Here is a 21,181-nt window from a genome sequence, read left to right on the forward strand (position 1 = left end):
GCACCATCGCCTCGCCAAACCAAGGACGTTTCATGACTGCCATTCCCCCACCGCCAACCTTCATCCCCGGACGCCTGGAACAGATGTCCACCCGCATTGCCTATCTCATCGCCGGTGTCGGGATCGCGGCCTGGGCGCCGCTGGTGCCGTACGCCAAGGTGCGGGCGAACCTGGACGAAGGCACTCTCGGGTTGCTGCTGTTGTGCCTTGGGGTGGGGTCGATTCTGGCGATGCCGATTTCCGGCGCACTGGCGGCGCGATTTGGCTGCCGGCGGGTGCTCAGTGGCGGCACGATTCTGATCTGCCTGGCCTTGCCCGCGCTGGCAACGATGACGTCTTTGCCCTGGCTGGTGGCAGCCTTGTTTTTGTTTGGCGCCGGCCTCGGCACCGTGGACTCGACCGTCAACCTGCAGGCGGTGATCGTCGAGCGGGCCAGCGGCAAGACCATGATGTCGGGTTTTCACGGCATGTTCAGCCTCGGCGGGATCATTGGCGCGGCCGGTGTGAGCGCGCTGCTCGGCCTCGGCCTTTCGCCCCTGGGGGCGACGCTGGTGGTCAATGCACTGTTGCTGGTGGCGCTGTTCAAGGCGGCGCCGCATCTGCTGCCCTATGGCAGTGAAAGTTCGGGCCCGGCGTTTGCCATTCCCCACGGCGTGGTGCTGTTTATCGGCATCTTGTGTTTCATCGTATTCCTGGCCGAAGGCGCGGTGCTGGACTGGAGCGCGGTATTTCTGACGGCCGAGCGTGGAGTGGAAACCGCCTATGCCGGGCTCGGTTATGCCGCGTTCGCGCTGACCATGACCGTTGGCCGCTTGACGGGGGATTCGGTGGTGCATCGCCTGGGCGCCAGACGCGTGATTATCTACGGCGGCGCGACCGCTGCGGCCGGGTTCCTGCTGGCGACCCTGGCGCCGATGTGGCAGGCGGCGCTGTTGGGGTATGCGTTGGTCGGGGCCGGGTGTTCGAACATCGTGCCGGTGTTGTACACCGCGGTCGGCAAGCAGACGCTGATGCCTGAAGCGATCGCCGTACCGGCCATCACCACCATCGGCTACGCCGGCATCCTCGCAGGCCCGGCGCTGATCGGATTCGTCGCCCATGGCAGCAGCCTGAGCTTTGCGTTCGGGTTGATCGCGCTGTCGTTGGTGGCGGTGGCGGTCAGTGGGAAAGTGTTGAAGGTTTGAGGCGTTACACCCCTCTCTGTGGAAAGGAGATTTATCTGTGGCGAGGGGATTTATCCCCGTTGGGCTGCGAAGCAGCCCTAAAATCACCAACTCGGTGTGTCAGGCAGATTGAGTCTGCCGCTTTGGGTCTGCTGCGCAGCCCAACGGGGATAAATCCCCTCGCCACAGGAGTACGCGTCAATCCTGGTTTTTCATCAGAACCCCACGCTCGCCTGCACAAAAAACGTACGCGGTGCGCCGACATAGATGCCCGAGTTGTTGTCGCTGGAGCGGGTGTAGTACTGATGGTCGAACAGGTTCTTCACCCCGGCGCCGACCTTCAGGTTCGATAGTTGCGATCCGAAGTCGTAGCCAGCGCGCACGTTCCAGAGCACGTAACCCGGCATGTCACCGTAGCGTCCATCGGCGCTGCCGTCGGTGATGTAATCGTCGCTGAAGCTGCCGTCGGGGTTCACGCTGTTGCCGGGTGAGCGTTGCTTGGACTGGGCAAAGGCACCGAGGTTGTAAGTCCAGCGATTGATCTCATAACGCAACCCCAGGTTCGCCACCTGACGCGAGTAGAACGGCAGGTCACGGCCCTTGAAGCTTGGAATATCACCTTCATAAGTTGCGCGGGTGTAGGTGAAACCGGCATTGGCGCTCAGGCCTTCCAGGCGTGGGTCCAGCGCGGCCATGTCGTAGCGCACCGAGGCTTCCAGGCCCTGGTGCTTGGTGGCGCCCATGTTGGTCCAGCCCACATCGTTGCTGATGTACTGCAACTCGTCGTCGAAGTCGATGTAGAACAGCGTCACTTCCCCGCCCCACACGTCATCGTTGTAGCGGGTACCGATCTCGTAGGTCTTGGCTTTTTCCGGGTTCAGGCCGTTGGCGGTGTTGTTGCCGTCGCCGCCCTGGCCGAGCTGGAAATATTGCAGGCTGCCGAACGACGTCTCGTAGTTGGCGAACAGCTTCCAGGCATCGGACAGGTGATACATCACGCTCAAGGCCGGCAGCGGTTCGTTGCTGTCGATGCTGCGGCGTTTTTCCTGTACCGGACTGCCGTCGGTGTCGAGCACCGGGCGGTCGTGCCATTGGGTGCTGATGCGTTCGAAACGGATGCCCGGGGTGATGGTCCACTTGCCGACATCAATCTTGTCATCGATGTAGACCGCATGGGCTTCGGTGCCACCAGTGCGGTCCTGATAGACGTGACCATCGGACCCCGGCCGCACCACCGGCTGGTTATCGCGCAGCGCCAGGCGACTGGCCTCTTCGTGCATGCCTTCCTTGAGGTAGCGATAACCGACGCTGGCTTCCTGGGTGGTCGAGCCCAGGTCAAACACATGGGACACCCGCGGTTCGATGCCGAAGGTGTAGTAAGTACGCGGGTAGGACGCCAGGTTGCGCTGGTCCCGGGAGGCGATGGTGCTGCCACGGTAGCTGTCGGAATAATAGGTCAGCACTTCGGCCTGGGTGCGTTCGCTGATCTCGCGGATCCACTTGAACGACACGTCCTTGCGCCGGCCGGCAAAGTTGTCCCAGTCACGGTCGGACTGATACGGGTCCGCGTCGTATTGCGCCTGGGTCAGGCCGCCGGGCATGTCAGCCTTGGCGTCGTAGTAATGGAAGTTCAGCGAGAAATCATCCACCTCGGTGGGCGCCCAATGGGTCTTGAGGATGACGTCGTCGATGTCATTGTCGTTGTTGCTGCGGCGATAGCCATTACCGTTGACCCCCGAATACAGGAGCGCAACGCCCATGCCGTTATCGGCCGTGCCGCCGAGAAAAGCGCTGTCGATGTGCTTCCAGCCGCCGCGCTGGGAGGTTTCCAGGGTGGTGCCGATTTCACCGGTGGCTTTTTCCGGAATCGCGCGGGTCACGAAGTTGATCACGCCGCCGACGTTCTGCGGCCCGTAACGCACGGACCCGGCGCCGCGCACCACGTCGATGCTGTCCAAGTTGCCCGCAGAAATCGGCGCCATGGACAGTTGCGGCTGACCATAAGGCGCAAACGCCGCCGGCACGCCGTCGATCAGCACCGTGGAACGGGGCGACAGGCGCGAAGTGAGACCGCGCACGCCGACGTTCAGGGAGATGTCGCTGCCGCCGGTGCCATTGGCATCCTGCACCTGCACCCCCGGCACGCGCCGCAGCACATCGCCGACGTTCATGGCCCCCTGCTCCACCATCGCTTCGCGGCGGATTACCGTGCGCGCGCCGGCATGGTTCTGCACCACTTCGGCATTGGCATCGCCGAGCCAGTCACCGACCACCTGGATGTCGGTGGCCCCCAGTTCCAGCGGGCCGCCAGTGGACGCCGAGGGCGCCGGCAGCACGGTCACCGAACCTTCATTGATCTGGTATTGCAGGCCGCTGCCTTGCAGCAGTTGGCCCAGGGCCGCTTCTGGGGACAAGTTGCCGTCCACCGCCGGGGCTTGCTTGCCGGCCACCAGCTCCGGGCTGAAGAACACCTGCAAAGAAGTCTGCTGGCCGAGCTGGCTCAAGGCCTGGCCCAGCGGCTGCGCCTGGATGTGAATGGACGTGGCCGCCTGATCGGCGAAGGCCTGGGGCAATGCGGCACTGACGGCCAGGGTCAGGGCCAGCGGCAGCCAGCGGGCGGGGGCGCGGTTGTTGTTTTTGAAGGTGGTTTTCACGTCGAACCTTGTCCTGTTGAATCGCAAGAATACGCGTCTGTTAATGCAAACCAGTTGCAGTTGGACAAGAAGACGAAGAACTCGAAAAAAACCTGAATTTACCGCGCAATTATTTCCTGGCTGCCGTCATCCAGGGTGCGCACGGCCACCGGCAGGATGTTGGGCAAAGCCTTGAGCAGCGCCTCGGGGTTATCGGCACGAAACACGCTGGTCAGGCGCAAGTTGCCCACCGCCGCGCTGCCGACGCGCAGGGGTTTAGCGCGATAACGGGAAACCTCCTGGACGACTTCGCTCAAGGGAGCGTTGTTGAACACCAGTTTGCCGTGGCGCCAAGCGGTGAGTTCATCGGCGTTGATGCCATAAGGTGCGGCGACCTTGCCCTGCGCATCGATACGGGTACCAAGGCCGGCCGTGAGGCTGACGAACTCGGCCTGCGCCGCGTCGCGCCCCTGGACCTTGACACTGCCCTGCTCCACCGCCACCCGGGTTGAGTCGGCATCGCGGCGCACATCGAAGCGCGTTCCGGTCACCGTCACCCGGCCGTTGCCCGCCTCCACCGTAAACGGCCGGCCAGCGTCATGCTCGACGCGAAACAACGCCTCGCCTTCGGCCAGTTCCACGCGCCGTTGATGGTGGACGAACTGAACACGCACGCGGCTGTGGCTGTTGAGGTCGATCACCGAACCGTCCGGCAGCGCGATGTGCCGGCGCTCGCCCAGGGCCGTAGCAAATTCAGCGCTGTAATCGCTGGAAGCACCCAAGCCGCTGAACAACCCCAGCCCGACCGCCATCGCCAACAGCCCGGCGGCCACGGCGAAGCGCAGCAGCGGTCGACGCTGGGGACGTTTGGCGGGTGGTTCGCACAACGCTTGCAGACGTTCCTTGGGCAGCAGATCCGTGGCGCTCCAGATCCCCTGCAGAAGTAGAATTTCGTCGCGGTGATTAGAATGTTCGTCCAGCCAGGCTTCGTAACGCTGGCGCTCATCGACACCCATGACGGGAGCTTGCAAGCGTACGAACCATTGCGCCGCCTCGTCGCGAACCCGGTTCTGCCCGCACGGGCATTCACGGTTATCCATCATGGAAGGTCCTGTGGCTCGGGTGGAAGATAACGACGGATCATTGGCCAGCCCCGTCCAGACGATCGCGCAGATGCCGCAGGGTGCGGATCATATACTTTTCCACCATGTTTTTTGACAAGCCCAGGCGCTCGGCGATTTCCGCCTGGGTCAAGCCTTCGATCTTCTGCCAGACAAACACCGTACGGCAATTGGCCGGCAGCTCGGCCAGTGCCCTTTCGATGGAGTCCGCCAACTGGATCGCGTGCATGTAGTGCTCCGGGTCGCCCGAAAGCGACTGGCTGTGATCGAGCGCCACCTCCTCCATGGCGCCCCGCCGATCTTCGCGCCGATAGCCATCCACTGCAATGTTGCGCGCCGTCTGGTGCAAATAGGCCCGCGGCTGCTGGACATCAGCCGAATCGGACTCGAGCACCCGCACGAAAGTATCGTGAGCCAGGTCCTCGGCCTGCTGGCGATTGCGCAGACGACGGGTCCAGGTGCCGATCAACTCTTCGTAATGCTCGAAAAAGCCAGGTCTGCGGGGCGGCTTGGGGGTCATCGCACTGCGCTGTAAGGACGGAGCGTGAATAGTAATGCTTCCTATTAAGCCGAAGCAAACCTATTGCAGTGCCTGTCGTCCGAAGCTTTCAAACTTAAGACAATCCTGTGGGAGCGAGCCTGCTCGCGATTGCGGACTGACCCTCAACATTGATGTTGACTGATACACCGTCATCGCGAGCAGGCTCGCTCCCACATCAGGTGAACCGTCAGGCACACCGCCAGTGAGCCGCACAGAATCAGGGTCCAGCCCAGCGCCTGGAACCAGGCTGCTAGCATCAACGCGCCTCCTATCAGCAAGTAATAGAACAGGCCAAACAGCGCGCCAGCGGTGCCCAGGCAATCACCGTAGCGTACCAATGCCGCACCGAGCACGTTGGGTATCGCCATGCCAAACGCCAGGACAATCAACAGCATCGCCACAACAAAACCAGCGCTGTCGAGCAGGCCCTGAACGCTTATCCCCCCCATCAGCAGCACGATCGCCGCAACAGCCGATAACTGAGAGCCGTCGAAACCCCGTGCAAGCAGACGCTTGTTCAGCCACGCCCCCAGACCCGAACCCAACGCCAGAATCGCCCCGCTGTAGCCGAACAGCTCAGGGCTCAACCCGAGCCGTTCGAACTGGAACGGAGCGAGGTTGTAGTAGCTGAACAGGGCGACGTTGAATGCCGCCACCAAAAACGACGAGCGCCAGATGTCCGGGTCCTTCAGCATGCGCCACAGAGTCGTCAACAAGGGTTGCGGCGGGACACTGCCCTCAAGCGTCTCGGGCAAGGATCGCGCGCTCCACCACAGTAGAATCAGCGACAGCATCAACAGGCCACCGAGTGTGCCTTGATAGCCAAAGAAGCGAACCAGGCTGGCACCGCTGAACAAACCGATCGCCGGGCTGGCCGCGAGGGGAATGCCAATCATCGAAAAAACCTTGCCCAGTTCCGCGCCCTGGTAGCGATCACGCAGAATCGTCTGGGTGACCACCGAACCGACCGCCGCACCAAACGCAGCCAGAGCCTGGACGGCCAGTAATGCGTCGAAGGTGTCGACGTTCAGGCCCAGCACCGTCCCTAGCGCATACAACGCCAACCCACCCAGCATGGCGGGCCTTCGGCCGATGCGGTCACAGACGCCCCCCCACACCACCACACCCAAGGCGAATCCCAGGAAAAATACGGACAACATCTGCGCCGCCATTTCGGCGCTGACGGCAAAGGTCAGGCTGATGTCTGCCAATGCAGGGCTATAGAGGGTCTGGGCAATTTGCGGAAACATCACCAAGGCAATCGCCAGGCCGAGGAACGGACGAGAAGTCATGGGCACGCTCGTTAGAAAAACGACGAGCAGTCTACGAAGCCAGGACTGTCGTATTATCCAAAGCCTGACAACTGATCCTTGAAATCGGACAACTTATGGCTTGGCTCGGCGCTCACGCCCGGTTCGACCCCGACTGTCATAGCGCGCCGGTCATCGGCATTGCAGCGACGCTGGGGCACCACGATTCTGGCCTACACCAGCATCAACGCGGGCAACTGCTATTTACGCGACAGGGCTGCGCGCGCATCACACTGGCGCAACAGCTGTGCCTGCTGCCCCCGTCGCGAGCTGCCTGGATTCCACCGCTGACGCCCCATCGGGCGGTGATGCAGCAGAGCGTGGATTACCGATCGATCTACCTGACGGCGACGCTGTGCGCGGACCTGCCTTCACGCGTTTGCGTCATTGAGGTCTCGCCGCTGCTGCACGCTGTACTCGAGCCGATCACCGACGCGGCGTTCGACAGCGACTGGACCCAAGGTCGCAACCTGCACTTGCTGGGGTTGTGCCTGAACGAAATCCGTGAGGCGGCAGAACAGCCGATGCTGCTACCGCTGCCTCAGGACAAACGCCTCGCGCCTTTGCTCACAACCCTGGACCACCTGCCACCAACATTGGCGGTGCTGGAGCAAAAGATCGGTGCCAGCGGCCGAACCATCGGACGGATCTTTCAACGGGAAACCGGCATGGGTTATCAACAGTGGCGCCAGCAATGGCGCCTGATGCGCGCCATTGAACTGCTCGCCACTGGTCGCAGCCTGAGCTACAGCGCCTTTGAACTGGGCTTTGCCAGTGACAGCGCTTTCATCGCCTATTTCAAGCACATGACCGGTCGTACACCGAGGACCTATCTGGATTGATTGCCGGTGGACTCACGCCTCAGGCATCTTGCGAAAGCCCACCGCCAAGCGGTTCCAGCCATTGATGGCGTTGATTGCCACGGTCAGGTCGACCATTTCCTTGGGCGTGAAATGCTGGTTCAGCAGTTCGTAGTCGGCGTCTGGCGCATGGGTGTCGCTCAAGCGGGTCAGCGCTTCGGTCCAGGCCAGCGCGGCGCGTTCGCGAGGGGTGAAAAACGGGGCTTCGCGCCAGGCGGTCACGGCATACAGGCGACGCTCCGTCTCGCCGTCCTTGCGGGCATCGGCGGTGTGCATGTCGATGCAGAAGGCGCAACCGTTGATTTGCGAGGAACGCAGCTTGACCAGTTCCAGCAGGGATTTTTCCAGGCCCAGTTTCGAAACAGCGGTTTCGAACGCCAGCATGGCTTTGAAAGCTTCAGGGGAGGCAGTGTAGAAATCGATACGCGGTTGCATGGTGAACTCCAGAACAATTGGGTGTGGCGCTACGTTAGCCTCGCGGTGGCGCGGTACAAATAGCCAATTATTGGGAAGTTCGGGGGGCCAATGCACGCCCTTGATACTTGCTCAGGCCCGACTGCGCAACCATTGCAGGAAGCGCTTCTTGGCCACCGGTTTGGGAACGTCGCGGGTCAGGTTCTGGGCCAGGTGCATGCGCACGTCCAGCAGGTTCTTCATCGCGTCATTGATGTCGCGGCGAGCGTCCAGGCAGGGTTTGAGGTAGCTCTTCTCGATGCGATAAAGGGTGCAGAAGGTCTTGGCGGAAAAGTTCGCCAGCGCGGCCTGGTCGGAAACGATCCCGGCTTCGCCAATAACCTCTCCCGGCCCCATGCGTCCGGCCTCGAACGGCTGGCCGTTACGAAACAAGGTCACGCTGACCACCCCGGACTCGATGATGAACAAATGATCGCTGACCTCCCCGGCCGGCAGGATCATGTCGCCGGCGCGGAAGGTCTGCAGGGTCATGTTCTGGCTGAAGGTGTCTTTCTCATCCTGGCGCAAGGTGGAGAAAATGCTCGAGCTTTCCAGCAACGCACGGGGCCGCGACACGCCATTGGTGGACGCGCTTTCGCTGGTGGACAACAGGCTTACGCCCGATGCCTGCAAATGCCGGAACGCCAGGTCGAACAACTGATTGCGCACCTCGCGCTTCTGGCCCATGGACGCGACGAACCCGCTGATTTCATATTCCGCCCCGGTGCTGCCGGTGCTCTTGAGTGTCACGCAGGGAGCCGGGCTGGCAAGCAGGGAACGACAACCAATCATCGCCCGCTCCAGCGCATCGATCACGGTTTGTGGCCGTGCATGCGGGCTGACCGGGATGCTGATGGATAACCCGTGGACATCGCTGGGCCGGCTGAAGTTGACGATCTTGGCCTTGGCCGCCAAGGAGTTGGGAATCACCGCCATGCTGCCCTGGGCGGTCTGCAACCGCGTGGCGCGCCAGTCGATGTCGGTGACCCGGCCTTCGGTGCCATCGATGGAAATCCAGTCATCGACTTGATAGGGCTTGGTGGTGTTGAGCACGATCCCGGAGAACACGTCACTGAGGGTACTCTGCAAGGCCAGGCCGACGATGATCGCCATCGCACCGGAGGTTGCCAGGACGCCCTTGACCGGCAAGTCCAGCACATACGCCAGGGCAGCGATGACGGCGATCAGGAAGATCACCGCACCGATCAAATCCTGCAAGAGCCGCCCGGTATGACCCACCCGTTGCATCATCACCGCGCCGATCATCACCGTCAGGGTCCGCGCAGCGAACAGCCACCAGGCAATTTGTAAACCGGTGGCCGCCAAGTGGCGTGGCACGTCGTCAACCCACTGCGCCGGTTGCAGGGGGTTGAGGCCTTCGTTGAACAGCAGCGCGCTGAACAACGAAAAAATCAGCAGCCGCCCGCCGATCTTCCAATAAGTCCGATCAGCGCTGACCAGCCGCCACAGCAGAATGTCGAGCACCAACAGCACCAAGGCACTCAGCAGTGGGTGATCGGAGATCAGAGACAGCATCGCGACAGCTCCAGGAAGGTCATGGGGCGAAGATTGGCACAAATTGAACACGGCGTAGAGAGCACCGCAGAAACTCATGTGGGAGCGAGCCTGCTCGCGATTGCGGCGTATCCGTCAATGATGCATCGACTGTCAGACCGCTATCGCGAGCAGGCTCGCTCCCACAGGACTTGTCTCTGGTCAGTCGTCCATCGCGCCAAAACGACCGGAGTGGAAATCGTTGAAGGCCTGGTGAATTTCCTGCTCGCTGTTCATCACGAACGGGCCATGACCGACGATGGGTTCGTCGATGGGCTCGCCGCTGAGCAGCAACACCACCGCGTCGTGATTGGCGTGCAGGTGCAACTGCTCGCCGGCCCGGTCGAACAACGCCAGTTGCCCGGCCTCGACCCGCTCGCGACCGTTGACCTGAACCGTGCCTCGCAGCACCACCAGTGCGGTGTTGTGGCCCTCGTGTACGTCGAGGGTCAGGTTTTTCCCGGCATTCAAACGCATGTCCCAGACATCGATGGGCGTAAACGTCTTCGCCGGGCCCTGATGCCCCTCGAAGCGGCCGGCAATCAAGCGCAGGCTGCCAGCGTTGTCCTTCAGGTCGATGCTCGGAATGTCGCTCTTGAGGATTGTCTGGTAGCCGGCTGGGGCCATTTTGTCCTTGGCGGGCAGGTTGACCCACAGCTGGACCATCTCCATGAACCCGCCTTGCCGAGCGAAGTCCTCGGAGTGGAACTCTTCATGAATGATCCCGGAAGCCGCCGTCATCCATTGCACGTCGCCAGGGCCGATCTTGCCGCCGCTGCCAGTGGAATCCCGGTGTTCCAGTTCGCCCTGGTAGACGATGGTCACGGTTTCGAAACCGCGATGAGGGTGCTGGCCAACACCGCGACGCTCGGCGGTGGGTTCGAATTGCGTGGGAGCGGCGTGGTCCAGCAGCAGGAACGGGCTGATGTGCTTGCCCAGGTTGTCGTAGGAAAACAGCGTGCGAACCGGGAAGCCGTCACCGACCCAATGGGCTCGGGGGCTGGTGTAGACGCCGATGATGTTTTTCATGCGGTGGCTCCAATCGTGTTGCGAATCAGACGTTGCGATTCGATGGACACAGATTAAAACCACGAACGCAGCCGCACTAGACTGCAAAAATCAGTCTTAGCGTTCTATAGAGAGAACGATCGCCCCCCAACTTCACTGATATGCCATCGCACGGGGCTGCAATGAGCCCGCACACAGGGATCACAAATGATTGCGCTTGGCGAAATCCGACAGACCCACCAGCGTCTTGAGTCCGAGTTTTTCCAGCAGACGGGTCTTGTAGGTGCTGACGGTTTTCGGACTCAGGAACAAGGCCTCGGCGATGTCCTTGCCGCGCATTCCCATGGCCAGCATTCGCAGAATGGATAGCTCGCGGGTCGAGAGACTTTCCAGGGTCTGCTGTTCAGTGCGTTGTTGAAAATCCAGCCTGACTGGCATTTGAGGGAAATAGGAGTAGCCGGATTTCAGCGCATGAATGGCCTTGATCAGTTCTTTCAGGTCGCTTTTCTTGGTCACAAAGCCCCTGGCTCCGGCCGAGATGCAGCGGTTGCAGAAGTGCTGCGCGTCCTGGGAAGTGAATACCAGCACCCCGCACTCTGGGAACTGGGTCATGATCCAGACCAACAGATCCATGCCATCGAATCCGTTCATCACCAGGTCCAGAATCACCAGGTCTGGGGCCTTTTCCTTGATCAACGCCCTGGCGTCGGCGACACCGCTCGCGTCCCTGACTCCGGTAAACCCCTCGTTCTGGCAAATGAGCCGCAATGCCCCTCGTATGACAGGGTGGTCATCCACGATCAATACGTCTTTCAAGGCAACTCCCCACGTAAATGCAAACGGCGCCGATGCCATGACTGCTTCGGACTGTTGCACAGGCGCCGGGCCATGCCACCTGTCAGGTCTGACAGTGCCGACCAACGGTGCAGCTTCACCCTGCGTGACCTTGCCTGAGAGGGCGAAGCCAGGGTCGCGTCAACTCGCTGGCCTGGGGATCAATCCGCTCCATCAGACTTGCCAGTGACGCAAGGTCAGGCAACTGGGCCGGGCTCAAGTGCATGCCCGGCCGCCGCGCGACCGCCGCCGAGGACAGGCCGACCTGTGGTGTGTTGTAAATCATCGCGTGACGAAGCTGGGGGTTATCGAGAATGAAATCGTGCAGGTTCAGCGCGCCCTTGGCCAGGCCGGCATTGACCACGACCAGGTCGAACGGCTCGCTGCCGTATTCCACCAGCGTCAACAGCTCCTGCAGGCCACTCACGGGGGCGATCCGAAAATAACCCTGTTGATTGAACAGGTGCTCAAGCCTCATTCGATGAGCATGTTGCGTGTCGGCAATCATGATACGTAATGCTTTGTTCGGCATGACAGGCATCCCAATCGTTAAGGGGCGTCAGGCTAGAGGAAGCTTTTGAGAGGCGCTGTAGGACGAATCCCAAAAAAGGGAGGAAAAAGGTACTTCGCATGTAGCTTCGGGATGACTACGCGGCTCGCTTATCCATGAGAAGACCCGCGGGGACCACTTCGCGCCCCAGCGGGAGCAAGCTCCCCCGCCACATAGGCCTCCAGTCGTTCAGTCAGGTGCTCCATGGCTTGGCGCACGTCATCCACCGCGGCGGCGAGCAACGACCGGTCGCCGCCACGGCAGGCACTTTCCAGGGCTTCGCAAGCGGCAATCAGCCGCTGGGCCCTGATCATCAGCGCGCCACCCTTGACCCGGTGCGCCAGATCCGCCAGCCCTGGCAGGTCTTGTCGGGCGAGCAGACGCATCAATTGCGCCAGGTCTTCGGCATTGCTGTTGACCATTTCCACTAGCAGTTTTTTGATTGAGCCCGTGTCACCTGCGCTCAATAGTTCAAGGCTGCTCAAGTCGATGTCGCCGGTGGTCGGCGCAGGCACCCGCTCATCGGGCACTGCGGCGCAATCCTGCGTGACCGAAGCCAGGCAGGTGTTCAGTTCCTTGAGGCTGATGGGTTTGAACAGGCAATCGTCCATGCCGGCCTCGACACAGCGGGCCTTTTCCTCGGGCTGGGCATTGGCCGTGAAACCCAGGATCACCCCCGGCGACAAACCCTCGGCCCGCTCCGCCTCGCGAATGGCCCGGGCCAGTTCGTAGCCGCTCATCAACGGCATGTTGCAGTCGGTAATGACGACATCGAATCGTTCAGCACGCCAGGCGCGCACCCCCTGGACACCATCGTCGGCTTCGCGGACGCGATGGCCCAGATAGCTCAGTTGCTGGGACAGCAGCAAACGGTTGGCCGGGTAGTCGTCCACCACCAGAATGTTCAGCGCCCGCACCGGTGCCAGCGCCTCGACTTGCGCCGACGGCGCTTGAGCCAAGGCATCGAGCGCCGGCAAGCTCAGCAGAACTTCAATCTGCGTGCCCTCCCCCGGCACGCTGCTCAACGTCAGGGTGCCGCCCATCATTTCGCAGAGCGTGCGACTGATCACCAGCCCCAACCCGGAGCCGCTGCGGGCCGACTGGGTGTTGTTGCTGGCCTGGGTAAAGGGGCTGAACAGGCGGCGCTGATCCTCGGCCGAAATACCACAGCCGGTGTCTTCGACGCGCAAGCGGATCGGCAGGCACTGCGCGTCATCGCCCGGTGCGGCTCGCACACTCAAGCGCACCTGCCCCTGGTCGGTGAACTTGATGGCGTTGCTCAGCAGGTTCGACACGATCTGCTTGAAACGCAACGGATCAATCAATACGTCGCGGTTGATCGCGGCGTCGAGTTCAAGCTGTAAGTGCAGTTGTTTCTGCCAGGCCAGGCCTTCAAAGATCCGTGCCACCGACTCGATCAGTTCCCGCAGGTTGGCCCGCTGCGGGGTCAGCGACAACCTGCCTGACTCGATGCGGGCAATGTCGAGGATGTCACCGATCAAGTCGAGCATGCCGCGAGCGGCGCCCGACGCGACTTCGATGGCGAACCGGTCCATGACACCCTGGTCAGCTTTTTTCAGGGCCAGCTCCAGCATGCCGATCACCGCGTTCATGGGGGTGCGGATTTCATGGCTCATGGTCGCCAGGAAAGTGGTCTTGGCCCGGTTGGCATCATCGGCGCTTTGCTTGGCCACGCGCAGCTGTTCCAGCAGACGCCGCAGGTAAACGACCCACCCCAATGCCAGCAGCAACAGCAGCGCGGCGATGGCGAACCCCTGGACGATGGTGGTGCGGTTGCGCAACCAGTAGTTGTCGTCGATCACCACTTCACTGCGCCAACGATTGGTCAGCTCGTCCATTTCTTCGGGAGAAATGCTCAGCAGCGCCTTGTCCAGGATCGAATGCAGCTCCGGCGCATCACGATGAGTCGCCAGGGCCACGCTCTCCGGAAACGTTCCCACGGTGCTGGTGATTTGCAGTTTGCCGCGGTACTGGCGGGAAATCATATAGCGGGCACTGATCAGCGAATTGACCGCGCCGTCCACTGTGCCGGCGGCGACCATGGACATCGCATCCGCCGCGTTTTCAGCCGGCACCAGGTGCACCCGGGGAAACTGTTCCAGCAGATACTCACGCAGCACATTGCCCCGGATCAGCGCCAGGCGTTTGCCCTCCATCTGGTCCAACGTCAACGGGACCTTGCCCCTCAAGGGTGCCACCAGCACGAACGGATTGCTCAGGTAGGGCCGGGTAAAACGCAACGCCCCCTCAAGCTCGGTGCTCGGTGGAGCGGCGGCCAGTACGTCGGCCCGACCGCTTCTGACGCGCCCGATCACATCATGAAGCGAGTTACCCCGCTGGATATCGAACTTCAGGCCGGTGCGCAGGCTGATCCGGGCCAGCACATCGGCGCTGATACCACGCAAATGGCCTTGTTCATCGATAAACGTGAGTGGCGGGAAGTTCTGGTTGACGGCCACTGTGATCCGCGGATGTGCATTCAGCCAACGCTGTTCCTTGACGCTGAAATGCAGGGGTTGCTGACCGGGTATGCTCGCACCGCCAGCGCTCCAGCGCCGCAGGATGCTCATGCGTTCACTGGCGGGGATAGCTTGTAGCGCGGCATTGATAATGCGCAGCAGGCGTGCGTTCTCGCGGCTGACCGCAAAGGCGAACGGCTGTACTTCCATGCGTGAGAAATCAGCCAGTTGGACGTTGTTCAGGTAGTTCTTGCTGATCAGGTAATTGGAGCTGATCGAATCCCCCAGGTAAACGTCGGCCTGCCCAAACGCCACAGCGCCGATAGCGCTCAAGGTCGAGGGGTATAACTGCAAGGCCGCATCCGGATAAAACGCCTTGACTGTCTCGGTGGGCAAATAGTGATACAGCATCGCCACGCGCATGCCCGCCAGGTCCGTGGGCAAGTCCTGGCTATCCGCGACGCGGGCCACCAGGGTGGGCAGGTCATCGGCATAGGCCTGGGACATCGCCAACGCCGGGTCGCTGGCTTCGAAGCCGTTGGCCGTGCCGAGCATGTCGATCTCACCGCTGCGCAGCGCCTGGAGCGATGCCTCCCGTGACGCGTAACGCTGCACCCGCACATCGACGTGCAACATCTGCCCCAGCAACTGGGCATAGTCAGCAGTGAGGCCTTCATAGTCGCGGCCATTGCTGGTGATACCGAACGGTGCGTAATCCGGCGCCGAGGCACCCAACAGCAACGTTCCCTTGCCGCGTAGCCAGTTCCAGTCGGCCTCCCCCAGGGATACCGAATAGTCGCTCACACTGGAGCGCCCGAGCACTTGCAGCGACTCAGGTGCCGCGCCAACCTGCGGCGTCACACTTGATAAGCCCAGCAACAGCGCCACCAGGCCTGTGCGTAAGAACAGCGTCATTTGGCTCAGGTTGTTTCGTTTGGCGTAGTCGGCCCGGAACACCCCCGACTTCACGTCAAGTCAGGGAGACCGGCTGATGGGTTCAGACTGCCAAAGCGAGGGAACAGCGAACCGTCAACGCGCCTGCCTGAAAGACAGGACACGTGAGGTGAGTGTAGGAAGTTTCTGAAGAATTTCCTGGCGAGACTGCCGATTGCTTACGCCGTGGCCAGCTTCAGGTCGCGCACCGAACGGCTCTGTCCGCGATGCTTGCTGTGCTCGTACAGCGAACCAGCGATCTCATCGGCGCGCACCGGCAGGATCGACAACAAGGTATCGCTCAGGCCGTGGCTGGCCTGGCAAAAGCCCTGCATGTAGATCGCCGCTTTGCAGCGCTCGTCGGTGATCAACTTGTAGTTGCGATCTACCTCGAAATTCCCCAGGTATTGCTCAAGTGGCGCCAGCAATGTGCGGTGCATCTGCCGTTCGTAACCGGTGGCCAGCACCACCGCGTCATAACGGCGCACGCTCAACTCGCCGGTGGCGTTGTTGCGCACCGCCAGCTCCACGCCGGCATCGGTGGCCGTGGCTTTCTCCACCGTGGTGAGGGTACGGAAGGCATGACGGGCGACGCCCGAGACTTTCTGGCGATAGAAAATCCCGTAGATGCGTTCGATCAGGTCGATGTCCACCACCGAATAGTTGGTGTTGTGGTACTCGTTGACCAGCCGTTCGCGTTCGCTGTGGGGCTGCTGGAACACCAGATCGGTGAATTCCGGGGAGAACACCTCGTTGACGAACGGGCTGTCATCGGCAGGCTTGAGGGCCGAGCCGCGCAGGATCATGTCGACCTGCACCGAAGGAAAACTGTCGTTGAGGTCGATGAAGGCTTCCGCCGCGCTCTGCCCGCCGCCGATGATGGCGATGGTCATGGGCTGGCCGTTCACGCACGGCTGAGTCGCCATGCGCTCCAGGTACTGGGAATGGTGGAACACCCGAGCATCCTCCTTGAAGGCGGTGAACGCGTCGGGGATACGCGGCGTACCGCCAGCACTGACCACCACCGAGCGGGCGCTGCGCACGAGCTCTTCGCCCTGGCTGTCGCGGGAAATCACCCGCAAGGCTTCGACCTGCTGGTTGTGCAACACCGGCTCGATGCGCAGCACTTCTTCGCCGTAGCGGCTCTGCCTGGTGAACTGCCCGGCCACCCAGCGCAGGTAGTCGTTGTACTCCATACGGCACGGGTAGAACGTGCCAAGGTTGATGAAGTCCACCAGGCGGCCGTGATGCTTGAGGTAATTGACGAACGAATACGGGCTGGTGGGGTTGCGCAGGGTCACCAGATCCTTGAGGAAAGAAATCTGCAACTCACTCTGGGTCACCAGGGTATTGCCATGCCAGCGGTAGTCGGCCTGTTTGTCGAGGAACAGCACATCCAGTTCGCCCTGGACCGGGCCCCGCTCCTGCAGCGCGATGGCCAGCGCCAGGTTCGAGGGGCCGAAGCCGATACCGATCAAGTCGTGAACGTTGGGCGAAGCAATTGCCTGTGTCATGTCCAGTGTCCTCTGGAGGGCCCCTCAACAGGGCGCGAAAAGCCTGGGGTGACCCGACCGATCTTTGGCAAGCCGGCAAGTCGTCTGTTGAGAGGAACGAGGACAGTGAAAAAAAATTTACCGCGATGCGACCGGCGTGGACGGATTAATGCGCGTCCCACTGCCGCATACGAGTGCGGCAATGCTTCATGGCGTTGACGATGTGCTTTTCCACCAGCGCCCGGGAAATGCCCAGGCGTTCGGCGATTTGCGGGTGGGACAGGCCTTCGAGCTTGCGCAGCAGGAAACTCTCCCGGCACAGCGGTGGCAATTCGGCCAGGGCGCGCTGGAGCAGGTCCAGGCGCTGACCGTGGTCTAGGCTGGTATGGGGCGATGGCGTGAAGAAACGCTCTTCGCTGTCCAGCACCTCCAGGGATTCGACCTGGCGCAGGGTATTGCGCCGATGCCCGTCGATCACCAGGTTCAACGCGGTGCGGTACAGGAACGCCCTGGGCTGTTCGATGGGCGTGTCACTGGCGCGCTCAAGTACCCGCACATAGGCGTCATGCACCACATCCTCGGCCGCCTGGCGGTTGCCTAGCCTGGCGTTCAGGAAACACACCAGCTCGCGATAGTAGTTTTCCAACATGACTCCCCTGCGCAATGGCTGCGACAGCTATCCCTGTGCCAGATCGGCGTGCCTGAAATCGGCAATGGCACGATAGTGGCAGATTTCATCGCGTAATTTATAGTAATTCTCATATAGATTTAAAGCTTTGGTTTGTATCAAGGCTGATTCGTTCATTTCTACTGGCACCGACACTGATGTTGTGGCGAGGGGATTTATCCCCGCTGGGCTGCACAGCAGCCCCTCATAGCCAACAACTCGGTGTGCCAGATGTTTTGAGTAGCAGGTTTTGGGGCTGCTGCGCAGCCCTGCGGGGATAAATCCCCTCGCCACAACATCACCTGTCTTGGTTGTTGCGTTGCCCATCCGCCATCCTGCTACCAAGTGTTTCACACAGTAAATTCCCGTCCGAAGCGCTCGTTTACCAAGACAGCCTCCCGTCCCTGCCCCTCATGGAACGGGCCCGACACCACCGGCCGGAACCCTGCATGAAACGTCCCCGCCCTACCCGACGCGCCTGGCTTTTAACCTTCGCCCTGCTTCCAGCCGTGGCCTTTGCCGCCTGGCAAGCGGTGGCCCCGAGCCGTGAATCGCTTATTACCGCCCCCGTCACCCGTGGCGATATCGAAAACAGCGTCACCGCCCTCGGCACCCTGCAACCGCGGCGTTACGTGGACGTCGGCGCCCAGGCGTCCGGGCAGATCCGCAAGATTCATGTAGAAGCCGGCGACGAAGTTCGCGAAGGCCAATTGCTGGTTGAGATCGATCCCTCCACACAAAAGGCCAAGCTGGACGCCGGACGCTTCTCCATTGAAAACCTCAAGGCCCAGCTCCAGGAACAACGAGCCCAGCACGATCTGGCCCAGCAGAAATTCCGCCGCCAGCAGCAACTCAAGGCCGGCGGCGCCACCCGCGAGGAAGACGTGCAGACCGCCCAGGCCGAAGTGCGGGCGACCCAGGCGCGCATCGACATGTTCCAGGCCCAGATCCGCCAGGCCCAGGCCAACCTGCGCAGTGACGAGGCCGAGCTGGGTTACACGCGCATTTTCGCGCCCATGAGCGGCACCGTGGTCGCCGTCGGTGCCCGGGAAGGCCAGACCCTCAACGCCCAGCAGCAAACCCCGTTGATTCTGCGCATCGCACGCCTGTCGCCAATGACGGTCTGGGCCGAAGTTTCGGAAGCGGACATCGGCCACGTCAAACCGGGCATGACCGCCTACTTCACCACCCTGGCCGGCGGCGCCCGGCGCTGGAGCAGCACCGTGCGCCAGATCCTGCCGGTGCCGCCGCGCCCGCTTGAAGCGAGCCAGGGCGGCAGCCTCACGGGCGGGCGCAGTGGCAGCGAACGGGTGGTGCTCTATACCGTGTTGCTGGATGTGGATAACGCCGACCGCGCCCTGATGACGGAAATGACCGCCCAGGTGTTTTTTGTTGCCGCCCAGGCACGCGATGTCCTGACCGTGCCCAGCGCTGCGTTGCAGGCCAACGCCAGGCAAGTGCAGGTGGTGGCCGACAATGGCGATGTCCAGCCGCGCACTGTTCGCACCGGCGTCAGCGATCGGCTGCGTACCGAAATTCTCGACGGCCTGAGTGAAGGCGACCGGGTGCTGATCGGTCCGGCCGTCGGCAGCGGAGGCTGAATGGACACGCCCCTGATCGAACTGCGGGACATTCGCAAGGTTTACGGCGGTGGCGACAGCCCTCGGGTGGAGGTACTGCGCGGCATCGACTTGTCCATTCACGCCGGGGAATTCCTGGCGATTGTCGGAGCGTCTGGCTCCGGCAAGTCCACCTTGATGAACATCCTCGGCTGCCTCGACCGCCCCACCAGCGGCGATTACCGGTTTGCCGGCGAAGACGTCGCCGGCCTGGGCAGTGACGAACTGGCCTGGCTGCGACGCGAAGCCTTCGGCTTCGTGTTCCAGGGCTATCACCTGATCCCGTCCGGCACTGCCCAGGAAAACGTCGAGATGCCGGCCATCTACGCCGGCACTTCGGCCGCCGAGCGCCACGCCCGGGCCAGCGCCCTGCTCGAACGCCTGGGCCTGGCCAGCCGCACCGGCAACCGCCCTCATCAACTGTCCGGCGGTCAGCAGCAACGGGTGTCGATTGCCCGGGCATTGATGAACGGCGGCCACATCATTCTCGCCGACGAACCCACCGGCGCCCTCGACAGCCAGAGCGGCATCGAGGTCATGGCGTTGCTCGATGAACTGGCGAGCCAGGGTCATGTGGTGATCCTGATCACCCACGACTGCGAGGTGGCGGCGCGGGCCAAGCGCATCATTGAGATTCGCGACGGGCTGATCATCAGCGACAACGCCGGCGCTTTGCCGCACCACGTGCAAGCCAATCCGAAGGCACTGCAAGCGGTGGACCTGCGCCAGCGCCTGAGCGCCGGCAGCGAACACAACGGCGCCTGGAAAGGCGAACTGCTCGACGCCGTGCAAGCGGCGTGGCGGGTGATGTGGATCAACCGCTTCCGCACCGCCCTGACGCTGCTGGGCATTGTCATCGGCGTGGCCTCGGTAGTGGTGATGCTGGCCGTGGGCGAAGGCAGCAAACGTCAGGTCATGGCCCAGATGGGCGCCTTCGGCTCCAACATCATCTACCTCAACGGCACCGCGCCCACCCCGCGCGCCGCCAAGGGCATCATCAGCGAACACGACCTGGCGGCCCTCGCCGCCCTGCCCGAGGTGCAGCGCATCATGCCGGTCAACGGCGCTGACGCCAGCGTGCGTTTCGGCAACCTCGACCACACCAGCTACGTCGGCGGCAACGATACGAACTTTCCGACCATCTTCAATTGGCCGGTGGCCCAGGGCAGCTACTTCACCGATGCCGATGAACGCAGTGCGGCGGCAGTGGCAGTGATCGGTCACAAGGTCCGGCACAAGCTACTCAAGGAGGTCGACGACCCCATCGGCCGCTACATCCTGATTGAGAACGTGCCCTTTCAGGTGGTCGGCGTGCTGGCGGAAAAAGGTGCCAGCTCCGGGGATTCGGACGCCGACAACCGCATCGCCGTGCCCTACTCCGCCGCCAGCGTGCGTTTGTTCGGCAGCCGGCATCCCGAGTACGTGGTGATCGCCGCCCGGGACGCGGGCAAGGTCAGGGAGGCCGAACAGGCCATCTCCCGCGCCCTGTTGCGCCTGCATGACGGCAAGCAGGATTTCGAACTGACCAACAACGCCGCGATGATCCAGGCCGAGGCGCGCACCCAGGGCACACTGTCGCTGATGCTCGGGGCCATTGCCGCGATTTCGCTGCTAGTGGGTGGCATCGGCGTGATGAACATCATGCTCATGACCGTGCGCGAGCGAACCCGCGAGATCGGCATTCGCATGGCCACCGGCGCGCGCCAGCGGGACATCCTGCGCCAGTTCCTCACCGAAGCGGTGATGCTCTCGGTGGTCGGTGGGCTGGCCGGGATCGGCCTGGCCTTGCTGGTGGGCGGTGCGTTGCTGCTAGGCAAGATCGCCGTGGCCTTCGAATGGCTGGCGGTGTTCGGCGCTTTCGGCTGCGCCCTGGTCACCGGCGTTGTCTTCGGTTTCATGCCGGCCCGCAAGGCGGCTCGCCTCGACCCGGTCGCGGCCCTCACCAGTGAATGAACCTCACCT

General features: G+C 62.2%; 17 protein-coding genes. 4 read left to right on the plus strand and 13 right to left on the minus strand.

Translation table 11 applies throughout. The features are described 5' to 3' along the window. Window positions 1-32 precede the first annotated feature (32 nt). A complete protein-coding gene (locus tag PSH91_RS18080; RefSeq protein ID WP_305466359.1) occupies window positions 33-1,184 on the plus strand; it encodes an MFS transporter in 1,152 nt (383 codons plus the stop codon). A 194-nt stretch (window positions 1,185-1,378) separates the two neighbouring features. Here the strand turns inward: PSH91_RS18080 and PSH91_RS18085 are convergent, their stop codons facing one another. From PSH91_RS18085 to PSH91_RS18100, 4 genes are all read right to left on the minus strand, one after another. Then, a complete protein-coding gene (locus PSH91_RS18085; RefSeq protein ID WP_305466360.1) occupies window positions 1,379-3,817 on the minus strand; it encodes a TonB-dependent receptor in 2,439 nt (812 codons plus the stop codon). A gap of 98 nt (window positions 3,818-3,915) precedes the next feature. Continuing rightward, window positions 3,916-4,899 carry a FecR family protein gene (locus PSH91_RS18090; RefSeq protein ID WP_305466362.1) on the minus strand — a complete coding sequence of 328 codons (984 nt, stop codon included), beginning with the start codon at window positions 4,897-4,899 and terminating at the stop codon, window positions 3,916-3,918. A 37-nt stretch (window positions 4,900-4,936) separates the two neighbouring features. Further along, window positions 4,937-5,437, minus strand: coding sequence for a sigma-70 family RNA polymerase sigma factor (locus tag PSH91_RS18095; RefSeq protein WP_047229277.1), 501 nt, complete (start codon window positions 5,435-5,437; stop codon window positions 4,937-4,939). A 170-nt stretch (window positions 5,438-5,607) separates the two neighbouring features. Beyond that, a complete protein-coding gene (locus tag PSH91_RS18100) occupies window positions 5,608-6,750 on the minus strand; it encodes an MFS transporter (RefSeq protein WP_047229278.1) in 1,143 nt (380 codons plus the stop codon). Window positions 6,751-6,845: 95 nt separating this feature from the next. Between PSH91_RS18100 and PSH91_RS18105 the strand changes: the two genes are divergently transcribed. Continuing rightward, a complete protein-coding gene (locus PSH91_RS18105; RefSeq protein WP_173406740.1) occupies window positions 6,846-7,610 on the plus strand; it encodes a helix-turn-helix transcriptional regulator in 765 nt (254 codons plus the stop codon). 12 nt (window positions 7,611-7,622) lie between these two features. Here the strand turns inward: PSH91_RS18105 and PSH91_RS18110 are convergent, their stop codons facing one another. The 9 genes from PSH91_RS18110 to PSH91_RS18150 all read right to left on the minus strand — a co-directional run bounded on the left by PSH91_RS18110 (window position 7,623) and on the right by PSH91_RS18150 (window position 17,927). Continuing rightward, a complete protein-coding gene (locus tag PSH91_RS18110; RefSeq protein WP_047229280.1) occupies window positions 7,623-8,063 on the minus strand; it encodes a carboxymuconolactone decarboxylase family protein in 441 nt (146 codons plus the stop codon). A 111-nt stretch (window positions 8,064-8,174) separates the two neighbouring features. After that, window positions 8,175-9,617, minus strand: coding sequence for a mechanosensitive ion channel family protein (locus PSH91_RS18115; protein ID WP_047229281.1), 1,443 nt, complete (start codon window positions 9,615-9,617; stop codon window positions 8,175-8,177). A 180-nt stretch (window positions 9,618-9,797) separates the two neighbouring features. Further along, window positions 9,798-10,664 carry a pirin family protein gene (locus tag PSH91_RS18120; protein WP_047229282.1) on the minus strand — a complete coding sequence of 289 codons (867 nt, stop codon included), beginning with the start codon at window positions 10,662-10,664 and terminating at the stop codon, window positions 9,798-9,800. Window positions 10,665-10,844: 180 nt separating this feature from the next. Next, entirely contained in the window at window positions 10,845-11,459 is a 615-nt protein-coding gene (locus PSH91_RS18125) for a response regulator transcription factor (RefSeq protein WP_047229283.1), read from the minus strand. A gap of 115 nt (window positions 11,460-11,574) precedes the next feature. Further along, on the minus strand, window positions 11,575-12,009 hold the full coding sequence (locus PSH91_RS18130; protein WP_139049544.1) for a response regulator: 435 nt from the start codon (window positions 12,007-12,009) through the stop codon (window positions 11,575-11,577). A 128-nt stretch (window positions 12,010-12,137) separates the two neighbouring features. Beyond that, window positions 12,138-15,422, minus strand: a complete 3,285-nt coding sequence (locus tag PSH91_RS18135; protein ID WP_305466367.1) for a transporter substrate-binding domain-containing protein — start codon at window positions 15,420-15,422, stop codon at window positions 12,138-12,140. 197 nt (window positions 15,423-15,619) lie between these two features. Further along, complete coding sequence (locus PSH91_RS18140) at window positions 15,620-16,954, minus strand: lysine N(6)-hydroxylase/L-ornithine N(5)-oxygenase family protein (RefSeq protein ID WP_188251376.1); 1,335 nt, start codon at window positions 16,952-16,954, stop codon at window positions 15,620-15,622. Window positions 16,955-17,099: 145 nt separating this feature from the next. Then, the gene (locus PSH91_RS18145) at window positions 17,100-17,582 is read right to left on the minus strand and encodes a sigma-70 family RNA polymerase sigma factor (RefSeq protein WP_047229286.1); all 483 of its coding nucleotides are present in this window, start codon (window positions 17,580-17,582) and stop codon (window positions 17,100-17,102) included. A 27-nt stretch (window positions 17,583-17,609) separates the two neighbouring features. Then, window positions 17,610-17,927: a hypothetical protein gene (locus tag PSH91_RS18150; protein WP_155417191.1), complete on the minus strand. Its 318-nt coding sequence runs from the start codon at window positions 17,925-17,927 to the stop codon at window positions 17,610-17,612. Between the two features lie 122 nt (window positions 17,928-18,049). Here PSH91_RS18150 and PSH91_RS18155 point away from each other — a divergent pair, with 122 nt between their 5' ends. After that, on the plus strand, window positions 18,050-19,201 hold the full coding sequence (locus PSH91_RS18155) for an efflux RND transporter periplasmic adaptor subunit (RefSeq protein WP_076383897.1): 1,152 nt from the start codon (window positions 18,050-18,052) through the stop codon (window positions 19,199-19,201). Then, window positions 19,202-21,172, plus strand: coding sequence for a MacB family efflux pump subunit (locus PSH91_RS18160; RefSeq protein ID WP_305466372.1), 1,971 nt, complete (start codon window positions 19,202-19,204; stop codon window positions 21,170-21,172). Window positions 21,173-21,181: the final 9 nt, after the last annotated feature.

The organism is Pseudomonas sp. FP1154, from assembly GCF_030687245.1.
Lineage (GTDB): Bacteria > Pseudomonadota > Gammaproteobacteria > Pseudomonadales > Pseudomonadaceae > Aquipseudomonas > Aquipseudomonas rhizophila.